Raw genomic sequence first — 17,822 nt, 5'->3', positions numbered from 1 at the left:
CAGGGGCAGCGGCTCGGAGGAGGTGACCAGCTCGCGCAGCGGGTGGCGGGCCAGGACCGCGTCCACCTCCGGCGTCAACGCCGCCGCCAGCCGGGACGCGGCGGGCCTGCTCTCGTCCCGCAGCGCGTCGACGGCGGCCAGCAGCTCGCGCCGGTCCTCGCTCCCGGGCACCTCGGCGGCGGCCCGCTCGTACAGCCGGGCGCCCTCCTCCAGGACCAGGTCCGTGTCCATCCCCGCCGGGATCTTGATGCGCGCGGCGTGCCGCCAGGTGGTGACCGGATCGCTCCACGCCTCCACGGTGTACGACCACAGGCCGGTCCCGCCCGCGGTGACGGTGGCGCCCCAGCGGTCGGTGCCCGGGGCCAGCTCCCGCATCGGCGTCCAGGGTCCCGGCCGGCCCCGTGGATCTCTCAGGACGACGTTGGCGGCGACCGCGTCGTGTCCCTCGCGGAACACGGTGGCGGAGACCTCGAAGGACTCACCGGTGACGGCCTTGGCCGGTCTGCGCCCGCGTTGGACGACCGGACGGACGTCCAGGACGGGGATGCGCCCGACGACGGTGGTGTTCTCCGCGGGGGATGCTGACGAGTGGTGCGTGGCGGGCATGACCGCTCCTGTCCGCGTCAACTGGTTGGGCGGATGACTTCTGGGGAGGTGGGTCCTGCGAGGTGCGTGCGGGGCGTACCGCAGGAGCCTTCCCACACTCTTCCGGTGGGCAATCCGGCACTTTGTTAACTACTCGCGCGTATGTCGACAACGCGACACACACGGCGATCTGACCGTCGCTTTCCCGGCTGACGCTCCCGCAATCAGCGTGCGTCGCGACATGTGCAGCTTTCCGTGCGGGCCGAACTGTCACAAGAAGGCCGACGCGGAAAGATCCGGCCATATCGACACGCCGTGCGCGTCCGATCTGTCCGGCGCATCAGGGCGAAGGCCCCAGCGAGGGACACATCGCGCGGTAACGTCGTCCGGGTGAAGGCGATTCGTCGACTGACCGTCCGTCCCGTACTCCCCGACCCCCTCCGGCCGCTCAGTGATCTGGCCCGGAATCTGCGCTGGTCCTGGCATCCGGAGACCCGCGACCTCTTCCAGTCCGTCGACCCCGAGTGCTGGACCGCGTCCGGCCGTGACCCGGTGCGGCTGCTCGGCACCGTGCCGCCCGCGCGCCTGGCGGAGCTGGCCGAGGACCGGCGCTTCCTGCGCCGGCTGACCGCGGTGTCCGACGACCTCGACCACTACATGACCGGCGACCGCTGGTACCAGGCCCAGCCGGGCCGGCTCCCGGCCGCCGTGGCCTACTTCTCGCCCGAGTTCGGCATCACCGCCGCGCTGCCCCAGTACTCCGGCGGCCTCGGCATCCTGGCCGGCGACCACCTCAAAGCGGCCAGCGACCTGGGTGTGCCACTCGTCGGCGTGGGCCTGCTCTACCGCCACGGCTACTTCCGCCAGTCCCTCTCCCGGGACGGCTGGCAGCAGGAGCACTACCCCGTCCTCGACCCCCACGAGCTGCCCCTGGCCCCGCTCAAGGAGAGCGACGGCACCCCCGCCCACGTCGCCCTGGCGCTGCCCGGCGGCCGGGAGTTGCGGGCCCGCATCTGGCTGGCCCAGGTCGGCCGGGTGCCGCTGCTGCTCCTCGACTCGGACGTCGAGGAGAACGACCACGGCGAACGCGGCGTCACCGACCGGCTCTACGGCGGCGGCAGCGAGCACCGCCTCCTCCAGGAGATGCTGCTCGGCATAGGAGGTGTCCGGGCGGTGCGCACGTACTGCCGGCTCACCGGCCACGCCGCGCCGGAGGTGTTCCACACCAACGAGGGCCACGCCGGCTTCCTGGGCCTGGAACGCATCGCCGAACTGTGCGACGAAGGGCTGGAGTTCGGAGCCGCCCTCGAAGCGGTGCGGGCCGGCACCGTCTTCACCACCCACACCCCGGTCCCGGCCGGCATCGACCGCTTCGACCGCGAGCTGGTCGCCCGCCACTTCGGCCCCGACTCCGAACTCCCGCGCATCGACGTCGAACGCGTCCTCAGGCTCGGCATGGAGACCTACCCCGGCGGCGAGCCGAACCTCTTCAACATGGCCGTGATGGGCCTCAGGCTCGCCCAGCGCGCCAACGGCGTCTCCCTGCTGCACGGCGGGGTCAGCCGGGGCATGTTCGCCGGACTGTGGCCCGGCTTCGACGCCGACGAGGTGCCGATCACCTCCGTCACCAACGGAGTGCACGCGCCCACCTGGGTGGCACCCGAGGTGTTCCGGCTCGGCGCCCGGCAGATCGGTGTGCAGCGGGCCGAGGACGCGCTGGCCGTCGGCGGCTCGGACCGCTGGGACTCCGTCGCCGACATCCCCGACCAGGACATCTGGGACCTGCGCCGCACCCTGCGCGCCCAGCTCGTCGAGGAGGTGCGCGAGCGGCTGCGCGCCTCCTGGCGGCAGCGCGGCGCCGGTACGGCCGAGCTGGGCTGGATCGACGACGTCCTCGACCCGGACGTGCTCACCATCGGCTTCGCGCGGCGCGTCCCGTCGTACAAGCGGCTCACGCTGATGCTGCGCGACCGGGACCGGCTGACGGAGCTGCTGCTGCACCCCGAGCGGCCGGTCCAGATCGTCGTCGCGGGCAAGGCGCACCCGGCGGACGACGGCGGCAAGCGGCTGGTGCAGGAGCTGGTGCGGTTCGCGGACGACCCGCGGGTGCGCCACCGCATCGTGTTCCTGCCGGACTACGGCATGGCGATGGCGCAGAAGCTCTACCCCGGCTGCGACATCTGGTTGAACAACCCGCTGCGGCCGCTGGAGGCGTGCGGCACCTCCGGCATGAAGGCGGCGCTCAACGGCTGCCTCAACCTGTCGGTCCTCGACGGCTGGTGGGACGAGTGGTACCAGCCGGACTTCGGCTGGGCGATCCCCACCGCCGACGGCGTCGGCACCGATCCCGACCGGCGCGACGCCGTAGAGGCCAACGCCCTCTACGACCTGCTGGAGCAGCGGATCACCCCGCGCTTCTACGAGCGGGGCGCGAGCGGGCTGCCCGACCGGTGGCTGGAGATGGTGCGCAGGACCCTCAGCCTGCTGGGCCCGAAGGTGCTGGCCGGCCGCATGGTGCGCGAGTACGTCGAGCGGCTCTACGCCCCGGCCGCCGAGGCGCACCGCGCGATGGACCCGGACTCCGCGCGCGGGCTCGCCGAGTGGAAGGCGCGGGTACGGGCGGCCTGGTCCGGGGTGAGCGTCGACCACGTGGAGACGTCCGCCGCGTCCGCCAGCGCCGAGCTGGGCACCACCCTCGCGCTGCGGGTGCGGGTGAAACTCGGCGACCTCGCGCCGGAGGACGTGGAGGTGCAGGCGGTCTCCGGCCGGGTGGACTCCGAGGACCGGATCACCGACGCGGCGAAGGTGCCGCTGAAGCCGGTGGGCGGCCCCGACCTGGAGGGCCGCTGGGTGTACGAGGGCCCGCTCGCCCTGGACCGCACCGGTCCCTTCGGCTACACGGTCCGGGTCCTGCCCGCGCACCGGCTGCTGGCGTCCGGAGTGGAGACCGGTCTGGTCGCGGTGCCCTCGGGCGACCTGGTGGAGGCGGCGGGGCTGCTGATGCGGTGAGGCCGCGGCGGGGCGGTGGACGGCGGACGGACTCAGTCCTGCTCGTCGCCGCCGCTCAGCCTCCGCAGGACGGTGCCGCACCGGCGGGCGTAGGCGTGCTGGAAGGCGCGGGCCGCCGGTCCGCCGGCCTTCGCGTACCACTTGGCGGGGCGGCTGAAGGCGGACACGGTCAGCCACACGGTGCCGTCCCCCGTGCGGTCCACCACGAAGGCCTCCTCGCCGGACTCGGGGTGGCCGGGCAGCGTGCCGTAGGCCCAGCCGGCCCGGCGCGGCTCCTCCAGGGTCCACACCACCCGGCAGGGCGCCTTGATCATGCCGGCGAGGGTGACGGTGACGTCGACGCCGGGCGCGGCACGCTCCGCGCTCGCGTCGATGCCGACGCCCATCTCCCGGTGCATCTCCCAGGTGAGCACGGCCTCGACCGCCCGCCGGAACACCGGTTCGCCCTCCCCGAGGCGGGTGCGTACGTGCAGGGGGCGGAAGCCGGGCGGGCAGTGGCCCTGCTCGCGGGTGGCGCCGACGTCGTCGTACGTGAAGGACATGGGTCCCAAGAGTAGGGCGGCACCCGGGAACCGCTGGTTCCGGGTGCCGCCCCGCCGTGTTGCCGCCGCTGTCCCCTCCGGGTCAGTTCACGTTGATCGCGGTCCAGGCCGCGCCCACCGTCTTGTACTCGGTGCTGTCGGCGCCGTACAGGTCGGACGCCGCGCTCAGGGTCGCCGCGCGGGCGTCGGCGTAGTCGGTCGTCGAGGTCATGTACGCGGTCAGCGCCTTGTACCAGATCTGCAGCGCCTTGGCGCGGCCGATGCCGGTGACGGTGGAGCCGTCGGAGGTCGGGGAGTCGTACTCCACCCCGTCCACCGTCCGCGCGCCGCTGCCCTCGGCCAGCAGGAAGAAGAAGTGGTTGGCCGGGCCCGAGGAGTAGTGCACGTCGACGCCGCCGAGGCCGGAGTCCCAGTAGTCCTTGGACGCGCCGTCCTTGCTGGGCTTGTCCATGTAGCGCAGCGGGGTGCCGTCCCCGTTGATGTCGATCTCCTCGCCGATGAGGTAGTCGCCCTTGTCGGCGGAGTTGTTCGCGAAGTACTCCACGCCGGTGCCGAAGATGTCGCTGGTCGCCTCGTTGAGGCCGCCGGACTCCCCGCTGTACTCGAGTCCCGCGGTGTTGGAGGTGACGCCGTGGCTCATCTCGTGCCCGGCCACGTCCAGCGAGGTCAGCGGGTTGGTGTTGCCCGTGCCGTCGCCGTAGGTCATGCAGAAGCAGCTGTCGGACCAGAAGGCGTTGACGTAGTTGCTGCCGTAGTGGACGCGGGAGTAGGCCGCCTTGCCGTCGTTCCTGATGCCGCTGCGGCCGAAGCCCTCCTTGTAGAAGTCCCAGGTGACCTGGGCGCCGTAGGCGGCGTCGACGGCGGCGGTCTGGTCCTGGGGGTCGCTGGAGGCGGCGCCGGTGCCCCAGGTGTCGTCGGAGTCGGTGAACAGGGTGCCGGTGCCGGAGGTCTTGCGGGCCAGGTTGTACGTCTTGTGGCCGCCCCGTCCGGTGTCGTAGAGCTGGTACGACGAGCCCGACTTGGTGGTGCCGAGTTCGACCGTGCCCGAGTAGAGGCTCTTGCCGGAGCCGGTCTCGATGCCCTGGTACTGGTAGAGCTCGGCGCCGGTGGCGGCGTCGGTGATGACGTGCAGTTCGTTCGGGGTGCCGTCGTCCTGGAGGCCGCCGACCACGGTCTCGTAGGCGAGGACGGGCTTGCCCTCGGCGGCCCAGATCACCTTGCGGGGCGCGGAGTCGGCCGCGGTCTTCGAGGAACCGGCGTCCTCGGCGGCGGCCAGCGCCTGCTGCTCGGCCTTGGCGGCCTTCACCTTCGGGGTGACGGTGGCGACCTCGACGGCGGCCTCGGTCGCCTTGGTGACGCCTCTGGTGGCGCCGGACTCCGACCGGTGCACGACGAGGTCGCCGCCGAGGACGGGCAGGCCGTCGTAGGTGCGCTCGTAGCGGGTGTGCACGGTGCCGTCGCGGTCCTTGACCACGTCCTTGACGACCAGCTTCTCCTTGGCGCCGAGGCCCATCGCCCGGGCGGTGCCGGCCGCGCCGGCCTGCTGCTCCTGTATGAGCGCGCTGCGGGCGGTGCCCGACAGCAGGACGGGGGCGCCCGGGAGCGCCGTCGGCGCGGTGCTGTCGGCGGCGGCGTTGCCCGCGGTCAGGCCGGTGGTGAGCATCGCTCCGGCGGCGACCGCGGTGGCGAGGGCCAGGGTGGTGCGCTTGTGGCGCGCGAAGACGGAAGACACACAAGCTCCTTCGGTGGGGGGATCCGGTCGGCGTGGGGTGTCCGGCCGGTTGCTGCGAAGTCGTGCTGTGGGTGACGGAAGACTGACACCGAAGGCGCGTACATGTCAGGAGGGCGCGATGATGTTGGCCGAAAATCGTCGGCCGGGATGTGTTGCGGGGATGTGAAGGCCGTGTGACCTCGGTCAAGAGGCAACAAGGCGAGTGCAAGTGCCGGGCAAAAAAGGGAGGTTGGGGCGGCACATGAAGAGGGCGCCGCTCCGGAGGAATCGAACCTCCGGAGCGGCGCCCCGACTTGGGGTGGCGCACCCGCGGGCCGGCCGGCCTACGGGAAGGTGAGCCGCCAGGCGTCGATGTAGCCGGTGTCCGCCGGACCCTGGTCCTGGACGCGCAGCTTCCAGGTGCCGTTGGCCGATTCGGAGGAGGCGTTGACCGTGTAGGTCTCGTGCACGTCCGCCGCCGGGTCGTTGCCGCTGTTCTTCAGGCGGTACGCCGACCCGTCGGGCGCGACCAGGTCGATCTGCAGGTCACCGCGCCAGCTGTGCACGATGTCCACGCCCACCTTGAGGTTGCTCGGCGCCTTGCCGGTGCGACCGGAGACCGTGAGGGACGAGGTCACCGCGGACCCGTAGTCGGGGATGTTCACGTTCGTGGTGCTCTCGAACGTGGTGCCGTCACCGGGGTCGCCGCCGCCGGGCCGCGCGCCGACGTTGATGCCCGCCCACGCGTTCGCCACCGCGGTGTACTCGGCGCTGTCGGTGCCGTACAGCTCACCGGCCGCCGCGAGGGTGCCCGTGCGGGCGCCCGCGTAGTTGGTGGTCGAGGTGAACTTGGTGGTCAGCGCGCGGAACCAGATCTTCTCCGCCTTGGCGCGGCCGATGCCGGTGACCGGAAGGCCGTCCGAGGTGGGCGAGTCGTAGGTGACACCGTTGATGGTCTTGGTGCCGCTGCCCTCGCTGAGCAGGTAGAAGAAGTGATTCGCCGGGCCCGACGAGTAGTGGACGTCCACCCCGCCGATCCCCGAGTACCAGTAGTCCTTGGACGCGCCGTCCTTGCTGGGCTTGTCCATGTAGCGCAGCGGGGTGCCGTCGCCGTTGATGTCGATCTCCTCGCCGATGAGGTAGTCACCGATGTCCGAGGAGTTGTTGGCGTAGAACTCGACCGACGCGCCGAAGATGTCGGACGTGGCCTCGTTCAGACCGCCGGACTCGCCGCTGTAGTTGAGTCCCGCGGTGTTGGACGTGACGCCGTGGCTCATCTCGTGCGCGGCCACGTCGATGGAGGTGAGCGGGTTGGCGTTGCCGGAGCCGTCGCCGTACGTCATGCAGAAGCAGCTGTCCTGCCAGAAGGCGTTGACGTAGTTGTTGCCGTAGTGGACCCGGGAGTACGCGCCCACACCGTCGCCGCGGATGCCGGACCGGCCCTGCACGTTCTTGTAGTAGTCCCAGGTCAGCGCGGCCCCGTAGTGGGCGTCGGCGGCGGCGGTCTCCGCGTTGGACGCGGTTCCGTTGCCCCACACGTCGTCGGAGCCCGAGAAGAGGGTGCCGGTGCCGGAGGTGCCGCGGTTGAGGTTGTACGTCTTGTGGTTGCCGCGCGCCGTGTCGGTCAGCGTGTACGACGACCCGGACTGCGCGGTGCCCAGCGTCACCGTGCCGCTGTACATCGTGTTGCCGGTGCCGTTCTCGACGGCCTGGTACTCGTACAGCTTGGCGCCGGTGGCGGCGTCCGTGACCACGTGCAGCTCGTTCGGGGTGCCGTCCTCCTGGAGGCCGCCCACGACCGTCTCGTACGCGAGGACCGGGGTGCCGTTCGCCGCCCAGATCACCTTGCGCGGGGCGCGGTCGGCGTCCGGCCGCTCGGCGCCGGCGGCCTTCGCGGCCGACACGGCCTGCGACTCGGCCTTCGCGGCGGAGATCTTCGGCGTCACGGTGGCCGGCTTGATCGCCTTCGCCGTGGCCTTCACGACCTGCTCCGTCTTCCCCGCCTCACTGGCCACCACGAGGTCGCCGCCGAGGACGGGCAGACCGTCGTAGGTGCGCTCGTAGCGGGTGTGCAGGGTGCCGTCGCGGTCCTTGAGCACGTCCCGGACGACCAGCTTCTCCTTGGCGCCCAGGCCCAGGTCGTCGGCGGTCTCCGCCTTGGTGGCGTTGGCGTCGCGGATCAGCTCGGCGCGCTGGGACGGGCTGAGCTTGACCAGCTCGTTGCCCTTCACGGGCGAGGGGTCGGGGGCCGCGGTGGCGGTGCCGGACTGGACCGCCGTGGCGATCAGCGCCGCGACACCGGCCAGCGCGACGGCCGCGGCACGCCGGTGCGTGGTGCGCCGGGAGGAGACGGGCGAGGTGGTGTGGGAGGTGCGTCTGTGGGGAGTACTGCTGCTCAACACTGACTCCTTCTGCGTGGCCGCGGGTCACGCGGCCGGGGGAGACCGGCCGGCGGGTGGCCGACCGGGCGGAACTGTGCGGTACGCAGAAACCACGTGCTACGAGCCGGCCGCTGCACAGCACTCGTGGGGAAGCTGTGGGGGCGCTGTGGAGGGCCGACGGAAGAGTGGCAGGAGAAAGCCCTACTTGTCAGGGGCGCGTCAGTAAGTTGGCTGGAATTGGTTCGTTGACCGGGAGTTCACGTTCGATAAACGGAACCTTTGCTTGCCGGCGTGCCCGGCGGTCTCCCTGCTGCCCGCTCGGTCAGTGGCGCGGTCGGCGGCCCGGCTCCCCGTGCCAGGAGCCCCACAGGGCCGCGTACGCCCCGCCCGCCGCCACCAGCGCGTCGTGCGTGCCCAGCTCGGTCAGCAGGCCGTCCTCCATCACCGCCACCCGGTCGGCGTCGTGCGCGGTGTGCAGGCGGTGCGCGATGGCGATGACCGTACGGCCCGCCAGTACGGCGGCCAGCGCCCGCTCCGTGTGCCGGGCCGTCGTCGGGTCCAGCAGGGCCGTGGCCTCGTCCAGGATCAGCGTGTGCGGGTCGGCCAGCACCACCCGGGCCAGGGCGAGCTGCTGGGCCTGCGAGCCGTCCGTCGAGTGCCCCTTCGCCCCCAGCTCGGCGCCGAGGCCCTCGGGCAGCTCCCGCACCCAGCCCTCGGCGCCCACCGCGGCCAGCGCCGCCCACAACTCCTCGTCCGTGGCCGCCGGTTCGGCGATCAGGAGATTGTCCCGGACCGACCCCAGGAACACGTGGTGCTCCTGGGTGACCAGCACCACCTGACGGCGCAGCCGCTCCGGACCCAGGGCGACCACGGGCACCCCGCCCACCGTCACCGAGCCCTCCGTCGGCGCGTCGACCCCGGCCAGCAGCCGGCTCAGCGTGGTCTTGCCGGCCCCCGAAGGACCGACCACCGCCAGCCGCTCGCCCGGCCGCACGGTCAGGTCCACCCCGCGCAGCACCTCCCCGCCCCGCTCGTAGGCGTACCGCGCACCGGACACGTCGATACGGTCGTCCGCGGGCACCGCCGACTCGTCCGCCGTCGCCCGCGGGGCCCGCGCCAGCCCCTCCACCCGGGCGAAGGAGGCCCCGCCGGCCTGGAGCTGCTCGGTGCGCATCAGCACCTCGTCGAGCGGCCCGGCCAGTTGCTGGAGGTACACGGCACACGTCACCACCGCTCCCAGGCTCACCGCTCCGCGGGCGTGCAGGACCCCGCCGAGGAGCAGCACGCCCGCCACCGGAAGCACGTAGGAGATGTCCACCGCGGGGAAGAACACACTGCGCAGGAACAGCGTCTGGAACCGGGTGCGCCGCGAGACCTCCAGCGCCTCGTGGTTGGTCCGCACGCGCCGCTCGGCCAGCCCGAACGCCTCGACCGTACGGGCCCCGGCCACCGTGGCGGCCAGGCTCTCGGCGACGTCCGAGGTGGCCGCGCCCTCGGCCAGGTAGCCGGCCCGCGCCCGGCGCAGGTACCAGCGCAGCGCCAGCCAGGCCGGCGTCAGTCCGAGCACCCCGACCAGACCCAGCAGCGGGTCGAGGACGAACACCGCGCCCATGAGGAACAGCGCCTGCACCGCGTTCACCAGCAGCTCGGGACCGGCGTCGCGCAGCGTCGTGCCGACGGTGGTCACGTCGGCGGTGCCGCGTGTCGTCAGGTCCCCGGTCCCCGCCCGCTCCACGACCGACGCGGGCAGGGCGAGCGCCCGCTCCACGTACCGCTCCCGCACCCGCGCGAGCGTCCGCTCCCCGAAGCGGTGCCCCACGTACCGCGCCCAGCGGGCCAGCAGCAGCTGCGCCAGCGAGCACAGCAGGATGGCGAGGGCCATCCGGTCCACGGCGCCCACCCCGCCTCCGCCGCGCACCTCGTCGACGATCCGGCCCAGCAGCCACGGACCCGCGAGACCGGCCAGCGCGGCCAGCGCGTTGAGCCCCAGGACGACCGCGAAGGACCTCCGGTCGGCCCGCACGAGACCGGCCGCCGCCCGGCGGACGTCGGTGCGCTCGGCGACGGGCAGCTGTGTCATCGGGCCGGTTCCCCTTCTTCTGATGCCTCGGCTGCCTCGGCTGCTCCGGTTGCCTCTGCTGGTTCGGCGACCTCGGCGTCCCGCGCGACCAGGGCGCGGTATCCCGGTTCGCTGTCCAGGAGTTCGCGGTGCGTGCCGGTCGCCGCGACCTTGCCGTCGACCAGGTGGTGCACGACGTCCGCGCGGTCGAGGAGGAGCGGTGAGGTGGCGGCCAGCACGGTGGTACGGCCCTGGCGGGCGTGCTTGAGGCGCTCGGCCACGGTGGCCTCCGTGTGGGCGTCCAGGGCGGAGGTGGGCTCCGCGGCGAGGAGGACTTCGGGGTCGGTCAGGAGGGCGCGGGCGAGCCGGACGCGTTGGCGTTGTCCGCCGGACAGGTCGCGGGCCTGGGCCGCGAGCGGGGTTTTCAGTCCCTCTGGGAGGGCGCGGATGATGTCCTCCGCGGCGGCTGCGTGGATGGCCTGGGTGAGGGGCGCCAACTCATCTGCCCGGGTGGGTGGTTGTGCGTGTGCGGGTGCGTTGTGGCTTGTCGCGCAGTTCCCCGCGCCCCTGAGGGGCGCTTCCTCATCGCCGATTACAGCGCTCAGGGTGCCCGCGCCGCTGAGGTTGGTTTCCGGAACGCCAATTACGTCGTGCAGGGGGCCTGCGAAGAGGTCGGCCTCCGGGTCTGCGACCAGGATGCGGGAGCGGATCTGGGGGAGTGGGACGTCGGTCAGGGGGATGTCTCCCCAGGTCGCGTCGGACGGGGTGTAGCGGCCCAGGCGGTCCAGGATCTCGGTGGCGTCGGACGGCCGGGAGGAGACCAGGGCGGTCAGGCGGCCGGGGGTGATCCGTACGCCCGAGGCGGGGTCGTACAGCACCGAGGGCTCCGCGGGAGCGTCCCGGGTGCCGTCGTCCGGGGCCGGTTCCAGACGCAGGAAGGCGACGACGCGGCGGGCGGCCACCACGCCGCGGCTGAGCTGGTGGCCCATCTCGATGAGGAACGCCACCGGCCAGCCCAGCGCGACGACATAGCCGTACACCGACACCAGCTCGCCCACGCTGATGTGCCCCCGCGCCGCCAGCCGGGCGCCCAGCCAGGTCACCAGGGCCAGGAACAGCACCGGCAGTCCCACTCCGAGGGCCTGGATCCAGCTGGTCACCGCGCCGACCCGGTAGCCCTGCTCGCGCAGCCGGCCCGAGTCCCGGTGGAAGGCGTCCGCGACCAGGCCCTTGCCGCCCAGCCCGTTCAGGACCCGCAGTCCGCCCGCGAGGTCGCCGATCCGCGCGGTCAGCACGGACTGCCGCTCGCGGTACTCGGCCTCCCTGCCCTGGAGCCGTCCCATGAGCGGACCGAGGAGCACCCCGAGCACCGGCACCCCGAGCAGCACCACCAGCGCGAGCCGGGTCGACACGGACAGCATCAGCCCGCCGACCGCCGCGTAGGCGACGATCGCGCCGACGCCCGGCCCCACGGCGGTCAGGGAGGCGCTGATGGTCTGCACGTCGCCCACCCCGATGGTGACGACCTCACCCGTGCCCACCTGCCCGCGCAGTGCCGCGCCGAGCCGGGTCGCATGGCCGACGACCACCTTGACGGTGCGGAAGTTGGCGTCCATCCGCACCTTCGTCATGGTGCGGTGCCGCATCATGCCCAGCCACGCGTTGACCGCGCCGACGGCGACCATGGCGCCCGTCCAGCCCGCCAGCGCGCCCAGGTCACCGGGCTCCAGGCCGTGGTCGACGGCCCGGGCCATCAGGTACGGCGTCGCCGCCAGCAGCACCATCCACGCACTGGCCAGCACCGCCCCCGCCAGGCACCGGGGCCACTGCCGCCGGACCAGCCACACCAGGTACCGCCAGCCGCCCCGACGGTCCGGGGTACCCGGGTCCTCGTACGCGTCGATCCTCACGCCAGGCTGTCCCGCCACGCCCGGTGCAGATCCGCGAACCGGCCCGTACCGGCGATCAGTTCGTCCGGGGTGCCGTCCTCGACGATCCGGCCGTGCTCCATCACCAGCACCCGGTCGGCGATCTCCACGGTGGAGAGCCGGTGCGCGATGACGACCGCCGTACGGCCCCTCAGCACCGTCGCCATCGCCCGCTGCACCGCCCGCTCACCGGGGACGTCCAGCGAACTGGTCGCCTCGTCCAGGATCAGCACCGCCGGGTCCGCGAGCAGCGCCCGCGCGAACGCCACGAGCTGCCGCTGACCGGCGGAGATACGGCCGCCCCGCTTGCGCACGTCGGTGTCGTAGCCGTCCGGCAGCGCGGCGATGAAGTCGTGGGCGCCGATCGCCTTCGCGGCCCGCTCGATGTCCTCCCGGGTCGCCTCCGGACGGCCGATGGCGATGTTGTCGGCGACCGTCCCGGAGAACAGGAACGCCTCCTGCGTCACCATCACCACCCCGCGCCGCAGTTCGGGCACGGCCAGGTCGCGCAGGTCGGTCCCGTCCAGCAGGACCCGCCCGGCGGAGGGGTCGTAGAACCGGGCGAGCAGCTTGGCCAGCGTCGACTTGCCCGCGCCGGTGGAGCCCACGACGGCGACCGTCTGCCCGGCCGGGAGCGTCAGCCCGAAGCGCGGCAGCACCTCGCCGCCGGTGCGGTAGCCGAAGCTCACCGAGTCGAAGACGACCTCGCGGCCGGGGTGCTCCGACTCCAGCGGCGGCAGTTCCTTCGGCGCGGTCGGCTCGGGCACCGACGGCGTCTGGGCCAGCAGCCCGGCGATCTTCTCCAGCGAGGCCGCCGCCGACTGGTACGAGTTCAGGAACATGCCCAGCCGGTCGATCGGGTCGTACAGGCGGCGCAGGTACAGCACCGCCGCCGCCAGCACACCGAGCGCCAGCGTGCCGTCCGCGACCCGGTAGGCGCCCCACAGCACGATGCCCGCGACGGCCGTGTTGGCGACCAGCCGGGAACCGACCACGTAACGGGCCATCTCCAGCAGCGCGTCGCCGTTGGTCCGCTCGTGCCGGTGGTTCAGGACCGCGAAGTCGGCGTCGTTGGCGGCCTCCCGGCGGAAGGCCCGCACCGGCCGGATGCCGTTCATCGTCTCCACGAACTTCACGATCACCGCCGCGATCGCCGTGGACCGCTTCCGGTACACCCGCCCCGCGCGCCGCTGGTACAGCCGCACCAGCGCGTACAGCGGCACGAACGACGCCACCGCCACGGCGCCCAGGCCCCAGTCCAGCCAGAGCAGCAGCGCGGTGATGTAGACGAAGGACAGGATGACCGTCACCAGCTCCTGGAGCCCCTCGTCGAGCAGCTCGCGCAGGGACTCCACGTCCGTGGTGGAGCGGGAGATGAGGCGGCCGGAGGTGTAGCGCTCGTGGAAGTCGACGCTCAGCGCCTGCGCGTGCCGGAAGATGCGGCCGCGCAGGTCGAGCAGCACGTCCTGGCTGACGCGGGCCGCGGCGGCGATGAAGGCGTACTGGAGTGCGCCCGCCGCCAGCGAGCACAGCAGGTAGCCGGCGCCCACCGCGATCAGCGGGCCGTGGTCGTCGTCGCGCAGGGCCGGCACGGCGTGGTCGATGGCGTACGCCACCAGCAGCGGGCCCGCCTGCACGGCCGCCTGCTGGAGCAGCAGGAGCAGGACGGTGAAGGCGACGCGGGCCCTCATGGGCGTCAGCAGGGAGCGCAGCAGGGCGCCGGTCGCACCGGGTGGGCTGGGCAGGACGTCCTGGTCGAACGAGTCGTCGTCGGCGGCGAGTACCGCCGCCTCGGCCGGGTCCCCGTGCCCCGGGTCCTCCGGCTGGTCCCGGTCCGGCGCGGTGGCCGTGGGCGCGGTCATCGGCCGTCCCCTTCCTGGGCTCCCTCAAGATCGCCGGACCCGTCGAGTCCGGACATCAGATGGGCGTACTCGGCGTTGGTGCGCAGCAGTTCGTGATGGGTGCCGACGGCGGCGATGCGGCCCCCGGAGAGCAGGGCGACGCGGTCGGCGAGCAGGACGGTGGAGGGGCGGTGGGCCACGATCAGCGCGGTGGTGTCCGCGAGGACCTGCCGCAGGGCGGCCTCCACGGCGGCCTCGGTGTGCACGTCCAGCGCGGACAGCGGGTCGTCCAGGACCAGGAACCTCGGCCGGCCGACCACCGCCCGCGCCAGCGCGAGGCGCTGACGCTGGCCGCCGGAGAGGCTGAGGCCCTGCTCGCCGACCTGGGTGCCGGTGCCCTGGGGGAGCGCGTGCACGAAGTCGGCCTGTGCGACGGCGAGGGCCCGGTCCAGCTCCTCTTCGCCGGCGTCCTCTGCGGCCCCCATCAGCACGTTCTCGCCGACGGTGGCGGAGAAGAGGGTGGGCTCCTCGAAGGCCACGGCGACCATCGCGCGCAACTCCTCGCGGGACAGGGCGGTGATGTCCTCGCCGTCCAGCGTGATCCGCCCCTCGGTCACCTCGTGCAGGCGCGGCACCAGCGCGGTCAGCGTCGTCTTCCCGCTGCCGGTGGCACCGACCAGGGCCATGGACTCACCGGGGCGGATGTGCAGGGTGACGTCCGTCAGGAGGGGCGGGGAGCCGGGCGGCGCGTCGGGATAACGGAACCGCACGTTCTCGAACCGGATGCCGGTGCGGGCCCCGGGGATGGTGCGCTGCTCGCCGGGAGGTGCACCACCACCGGGGCCGGCGCCGGACTCGACCGGCGCGTCCATCACCTCGAAGTACCGGTCCGTGGCCGTCGCCGCCTCCTGGCTCATCGCCAGCAGGAAGCCGATGGACTCCACCGGCCACCGCAGCGCCAGCGCCGTGGACAGGAACGCCACCAGCGTCCCCGCCGACAGCGCCCCGTCCGCCACCTGTACCGCCCCGACCACCAGCGCCGCCCCGATCGCCACCTCGGGCAGCGTCACGATGACCGCCCAGATGGCCGCCAGCAGCCGCGCCTTGCGCAGCTCCGTGCCCCGCAGCGTGTGCGACAGCTCGTGGAAGGCGCGGGCCTGGCTGCGGTGCCGTCCGAAGCCCTTGATGATCCGGACGCCGAGCACGCTCTCCTCGACCACCGTCGTCAGGTCCCCGACCTGGTCCTGCGCGCGCCGCGCCACCGCCGAGTACTTCTTCTCGAAGATCCCGCAGGTGATCATCACGGGGATGGCGGGCCCGAGGATGACCAGCCCCAGCGTCCAGTCCTGGACCAGCATGATGCCCACGCCGACCAGGATCGTCACGCCGTTGACCAGCAGGAAGGTCAGCGGGAAGGCGAGGAACATGCGCAGCAGCATCAGATCGGTCGTCCCGCGCGAGAGCAGCTGCCCCGAGGCCCAGCGGTCGTGGAAGGCCACCGGCAGCCGTTGCAGGTGCCGGTACAGGTCGGCGCGCATCCCCGCCTCGACCCCCGCCAGCGGCCGGGCCACCAGCCACCGGCGGAGCCCGAACAGCAGGGCCTCCGCCAGTCCGAGGAGCAGCAGGTAGAGCGCCCCGAGCCACACGCCCGCCGGATCGCGGTCGGCGACCGGCCCGTCCACCATCCACTTCAGGACGAGCGGGATCACCAGCCCCACGCAGGAGGCGAGGATCGCCGTCACCGCGGCCGTCCCCAACCGCGCGCGCACCGGCCGCACATAGGGCCACAGCCGCAGCAGGGCACGTACGGTGGAATGCTTCTCGGCGGCGTCCGGGGCGGCGTCCGGGGTGGCGTCCGGCGCGGATTCTGAAGCCGGGTCGGGAGCGAGATCCGTGGCGGGTGCAGGTTTCGTGGGCATCAGCAGCGAGCCTACGGTTCACCACTGACACTGCCCACCGAGTTTTCGGGCCCCACCGGGGTCGTACGGGGGCATCGCCCGGGTCGTACGGGGGCATCGGCCGATCGGCTGATGCGCCTTCGAGCGCATCGGCCGATGTGCCGGACCCCCGCCCGCCGGGACGCTGGTGCCATGCCCGTCATCGAAGTCACCGACCTGCGCAAGTCCTACGGCGGCCGCCCCGTCGTCGACGGTGTGTCCTTCGCCGTCGAGGAAGGCGAGATCTTCGGCGTCCTCGGCCCCAACGGCGCCGGCAAGACCACCACCGTCGAGTGCGTCGAGGGACTGCGCGTCCCCGACGCCGGCCGGGTCCGGGTCACTGGCCTCGACCCCGTCGCCGACCGCCGGCGGGTGGCCGAGATCCTCGGCGCCCAGCTCCAGCAGAGCGAACTCCAGCCCAAGCTCACCGTCCGCGAGGCCCTGGAGCTGTACGCCGCCTTCTACCCGAAGCCGGCCGACTGGCGCCCGCTGGCCGAGCGGCTGGACCTCGCCCCGATGCTGGACACACGGTTCGGCAAGCTCTCCGGAGGCCAGAAGCAGCGCCTGTTCATCGCGCTCGCGCTGGTCGGCGACCCCCGCGTCGTCGTCCTGGACGAGCTGACCACCGGCCTCGACCCGCGCGCCCGCCGGGAGACCTGGCAGCTGATCGAGGACATCCGCGCGGGCGGGGTCACGGTGCTGCTGGTCACCCACTTCATGGAGGAGGCCCAGCGGCTGTGCGACCGGATCGCGGTGATCGACCGGGGCCGCGTCGCCGCGCTGGACACCCCCGCCGGACTGATCCGGCGCTCGGCGGGCGCCACCGTCATCAGCTTCACCCCGTCCGCACCGCTGGACGAGGCGGACCTGCGCGCGCTGCCCGCACTCGCCTCCGTCGAGACCAAGGACGGCCGCGTCACCCTGTCCGGCACGGACGAGACGGTCAACGCGGTCATCACCCTGCTCGCCCGCACCCGCGTCACCGCCCACCAGCTCCGGGTCACCGACACCACGCTGGACGACGCCTTCCTGGACCTGACGGAGGCCACCGCATGACCACGGACGTCTTCGACACCGCCGTACTGAGGACCGAGCTGCGGCTGTTCCGCCGCGAACCCGGCGCCCTGTTCTGGATGCTGGTGTTCCCGACTCTGCTGCTGGTGATCCTCGGTTCCATCCCGTCCTTCCGCGAGGCCGACCCCTCCTTCGGCGGGCTGCGCCCGGTCGACGCCTACGTGCCGGTGGCCGTACTGCTCGGGCTGACCTTCGGCGGTCTCCAGGGCATGCCCCAGGTCCTCACCGGCTACCGGGAGCGCGGCATCCTGCGCCGGATGTCCGCCACACCGGTACGCCCCGCGGCCCTGCTGTCGGCCCAGATGGTGGTGTGCGGCGGTGCCGCCCTGGTCTCCGCGCTGCTCGCGCTCGCCGTCGGGCGGCTCGTCTTCGACGTGGGACTGCCCGGCCGGCCCCTCGGCTACCTCCTGGCGCTGCTGCTGGCAGTGGCGGCCGCGCTCTCCCTGGGCGCCGTGCTCTCGGCGCTCTCCCGCACCACGAAGATCGCCGGGGCGATCGGGTCGGCCGCGCTGTTCCCGGCGATGTTCTGCGCGGGCGTGTGGCTGCCGGTGCAGGCCATGCCGGACCTGCTGGCCCGGATCGTGGGCTGGACCCCGTTCGGTGCCGCCGCGCAGGCCCTCAACGAGGCCGCCGCGGGCGACTGGCCGGGCTGGTCCCACCTGGCGGTGCTGGTGGCCTGGACGGTGCTGCTCACGGCGGCGGCCTCGCGCTGGTTCCGCTGGGAGTGAGCGTGGGGGAAGGCGGCGGCGTGTCCG

At 72.9% G+C, this 17,822-nt stretch carries 11 protein-coding genes; 3 read left to right on the top strand and 8 right to left on the bottom strand.

Going from position 1 to position 17,822, the window contains the following annotated elements; genetic code table 11:
• On the bottom strand, window positions 1-606 hold a 606-nt coding region (locus ACZ6IM_RS35975; protein ID WP_469562643.1), incomplete at its 3' end, for a maltotransferase domain-containing protein.
• 369 nt (window positions 607-975) lie between these two features.
• Here ACZ6IM_RS35975 and ACZ6IM_RS35970 point away from each other — a divergent pair.
• Window positions 976-3,594 carry a glycosyltransferase family 1 protein gene (locus tag ACZ6IM_RS35970; protein ID WP_052838515.1) on the top strand — a complete coding sequence of 873 codons (2,619 nt, stop codon included), beginning with the start codon at window positions 976-978 and terminating at the stop codon, window positions 3,592-3,594.
• Window positions 3,595-3,626: 32 nt separating this feature from the next.
• Here the strand turns inward: ACZ6IM_RS35970 and ACZ6IM_RS35965 are convergent, their stop codons facing one another.
• From ACZ6IM_RS35965 to ACZ6IM_RS35935, 7 genes are all read right to left on the bottom strand, one after another.
• On the bottom strand, window positions 3,627-4,136 hold the full coding sequence (locus ACZ6IM_RS35965; RefSeq protein WP_052838514.1) for a DUF1990 family protein: 510 nt from the start codon (window positions 4,134-4,136) through the stop codon (window positions 3,627-3,629).
• 82 nt (window positions 4,137-4,218) lie between these two features.
• The gene (locus tag ACZ6IM_RS35960) at window positions 4,219-5,868 is read right to left on the bottom strand and encodes a M4 family metallopeptidase (protein ID WP_052838513.1); all 1,650 of its coding nucleotides are present in this window, start codon (window positions 5,866-5,868) and stop codon (window positions 4,219-4,221) included.
• A 323-nt stretch (window positions 5,869-6,191) separates the two neighbouring features.
• The gene (locus tag ACZ6IM_RS35955) at window positions 6,192-8,246 is read right to left on the bottom strand and encodes a M4 family metallopeptidase (RefSeq protein WP_052838512.1); all 2,055 of its coding nucleotides are present in this window, start codon (window positions 8,244-8,246) and stop codon (window positions 6,192-6,194) included.
• Between the two features lie 304 nt (window positions 8,247-8,550).
• On the bottom strand, window positions 8,551-10,308 hold the full coding sequence (locus tag ACZ6IM_RS35950; RefSeq protein ID WP_469562638.1) for an ABC transporter ATP-binding protein: 1,758 nt from the start codon (window positions 10,306-10,308) through the stop codon (window positions 8,551-8,553).
• Window positions 10,305-12,197, bottom strand: coding sequence for an ABC transporter ATP-binding protein (locus tag ACZ6IM_RS35945; protein WP_052838510.1), 1,893 nt, complete (start codon window positions 12,195-12,197; stop codon window positions 10,305-10,307). Before ACZ6IM_RS35945 ends, ACZ6IM_RS35950 begins: the two co-directional genes overlap by 4 nt.
• Window positions 12,194-14,077 (bottom strand): ABC transporter ATP-binding protein, encoded by a 1,884-nt coding sequence (locus ACZ6IM_RS35940; protein ID WP_469562635.1) that lies wholly within the window; start codon window positions 14,075-14,077, stop codon window positions 12,194-12,196. The genes ACZ6IM_RS35945 and ACZ6IM_RS35940 overlap by 4 nt, the downstream gene beginning before the upstream one ends.
• A complete protein-coding gene (locus ACZ6IM_RS35935) occupies window positions 14,074-15,975 on the bottom strand; it encodes an ABC transporter ATP-binding protein (RefSeq protein WP_469562632.1) in 1,902 nt (633 codons plus the stop codon). Before ACZ6IM_RS35935 ends, ACZ6IM_RS35940 begins: the two co-directional genes overlap by 4 nt.
• A gap of 171 nt (window positions 15,976-16,146) precedes the next feature.
• Here ACZ6IM_RS35935 and ACZ6IM_RS35930 point away from each other — a divergent pair, with 171 nt between their 5' ends.
• Both ACZ6IM_RS35930 and ACZ6IM_RS35925 read left to right on the top strand, forming a co-directional pair.
• The gene (locus tag ACZ6IM_RS35930) at window positions 16,147-17,049 is read left to right on the top strand and encodes an ABC transporter ATP-binding protein (protein ID WP_052838508.1); all 903 of its coding nucleotides are present in this window, start codon (window positions 16,147-16,149) and stop codon (window positions 17,047-17,049) included.
• Window positions 17,046-17,795: an ABC transporter permease gene (locus tag ACZ6IM_RS35925; protein WP_052838507.1), complete on the top strand. Its 750-nt coding sequence runs from the start codon at window positions 17,046-17,048 to the stop codon at window positions 17,793-17,795. Before ACZ6IM_RS35930 ends, ACZ6IM_RS35925 begins: the two co-directional genes overlap by 4 nt.
• The last annotated feature ends 27 nt before the right edge of the window (window positions 17,796-17,822 follow it).

It is taken from the genome of Streptomyces sp. NPDC042336 (genome assembly GCF_055581985.1).
Note: the sequence above shows the minus strand (reverse complement) of the source record. Positions and strands in the feature narration are given on the sequence as shown.

Excerpts from the sequence above, each read along its gene's own strand:
- ACZ6IM_RS35965 (WP_052838514.1), bottom strand. The coding sequence starts at position 4,136 with ATGTCCTTCACGTACGACGACGTCGGCGCCACCCGCGAGCAGGGCCAC.
- ACZ6IM_RS35950 (WP_469562638.1), bottom strand. The coding sequence starts at position 10,308 with ATGACACAGCTGCCCGTCGCCGAGCGCACCGACGTCCGCCGGGCGGCG.
- ACZ6IM_RS35940 (WP_469562635.1), bottom strand. The coding sequence starts at position 14,077 with ATGACCGCGCCCACGGCCACCGCGCCGGACCGGGACCAGCCGGAGGAC.
- ACZ6IM_RS35935 (WP_469562632.1), bottom strand. The coding sequence starts at position 15,975 with ATGCCCACGAAACCTGCACCCGCCACGGATCTCGCTCCCGACCCGGCT.
- ACZ6IM_RS35930 (WP_052838508.1), top strand. The coding sequence starts at position 16,147 with ATGCCCGTCATCGAAGTCACCGACCTGCGCAAGTCCTACGGCGGCCGC.
- ACZ6IM_RS35925 (WP_052838507.1), top strand. The coding sequence starts at position 17,046 with ATGACCACGGACGTCTTCGACACCGCCGTACTGAGGACCGAGCTGCGG.